Source organism: Roseovarius amoyensis (assembly GCF_003260265.1).
In the GTDB taxonomy this organism is placed as follows: domain Bacteria; phylum Pseudomonadota; class Alphaproteobacteria; order Rhodobacterales; family Rhodobacteraceae; genus Roseovarius; species Roseovarius amoyensis.
The window spans coordinates 1-1,424 of record NZ_QITQ01000075.1 but is presented as its reverse complement, the minus strand read 5'-3'; the positions used below and the strand labels follow the sequence as shown (position 1 = coordinate 1,424).

At 59.3% G+C, this 1,424-nt stretch carries 2 protein-coding genes; both read right to left on the bottom strand.

Annotation, left to right across the window (positions count from 1 at the left end):
* Positions 1 to 226: transposase (locus DL899_RS20175; protein ID WP_204355380.1), on the bottom strand; the 226-nt coding region annotated here is incomplete at its 3' end.
* A 252-nt stretch (positions 227 to 478) separates the two neighbouring features.
* On the bottom strand, positions 479 to 1,069 hold the full coding sequence (locus DL899_RS19205) for a hypothetical protein (RefSeq protein ID WP_111735909.1): 591 nt from the start codon (positions 1,067 to 1,069) through the stop codon (positions 479 to 481).
* Positions 1,070 to 1,424: the final 355 nt, after the last annotated feature.

Here is a 1,424-nt window from a genome sequence, read left to right as displayed (position 1 = left end):
CGTTCACCGTGCCCGCGGGGGTGTCGATGCGCTTGGGTTTGTAACCGTTGGCGTAGCCCTGCCGCTCGGTCGTGCGCTCATAAAGACCGGCGCCGAGAAAGCGTTCCCGCTCGATCTGCATCGCCAGTTCGAACGCATCCGCGAATACCGAAGCGATGTACCCGGGACCATTTGCAATCAACTGTTCCAAGACCACCTCAACCGCCGTATCCTTGCCCTTGTCCATTCGCTCTTCTCCATGGTTGTGTTTCAACCTCATGGAATACCAGAATGGACAGCCCCTGCTGGGGCGCGCCCCAGCAGGGGCTCATGGCCCCGGCGCCAAGCGAATTTCCAGACCTCAAGTTACACCACCGCACCCCGCCCGCATCTGTCCATCGGACAGGCGAGAACGTAACGTCTGCCCCGATTTGCTCGGGGGTCAGAATTTCGGTCGCCGAGGGTAACAGTGCCTCGGGGACAACGAAAAGGGCCTGTATTACAGTGCTATCCCCGCTCTTGCCGCCATATATCCCTCAGTCATGGTAATCTCGCTCGCGGTCAGGATACGGTCGATCACCATCAGGCCGTAGATGCGGCCATCGAAATTCCGCCCGGCTGGCGTAACATAGTCGCCAATCGCCAGCGGCCCTGATTTGAATGTGCCGCCCCCGGCCGCTGAGGTATCCACCGCAGTCGATATGCCGTTCGCGCGAAGCTCAGTCCGGGGCGCCGAGATGTCGCTGAGGCCAGTGTACACGACGCGGGTGTCGAGCGCGAGAGTATGGCCAACAGCCACCGGCGTGGTATAGCCTGCGTGAAGCCATCGCGTGTCTGGATTGCTCGGCATCGGGACTTCGAGAGTGAAAGAGTTGAACAGGTTATCTACAAAGTTCACCACGGTTCCCCGACTGGCGGGGTTGCTGGACTTGCTGAGTGCCGCGACAACCGTGACCTGGCTGGTGTGGGTCAGGTCCAGTGTTCCGGTCAGCATCCGGTCATCCACGCCGTCGAAGTCGAGAGCATGGACGGCTGGCACACCGGCCTCGCTCAGATCATAGGCAGACACCGCCTTTTGATAGGCGGACACGGCCGGGCCTTTTTCCAGTTGAAATCCTGAAACGCGAAAACCTCGCACACTGTGTGAGTCTGCCTTGTACAGCCCGGTGTTGCTCAGGCTGCCGTATGTTAAACTCGTTGCTGTCTTGCTGACGCGGAACAGGCCACCTCCCAGATCGGTAACCGCGCCCCACGTCCCGGATGACGCATTGCCGATAGCCAGACCGAAATTGGTGCCCGGAGACGGTGCGTCTCCATCTGTCCGTCGTCATATAAAATGGGACATCAGAGCGGTTTGCGGATTGGAGGCTCTGGCACGTTTGTGTGATTGATTATGCCGCCTGTTTTTGATGTTGCAAGCGGCGCTGTCGGATTGTCAGTTTCTT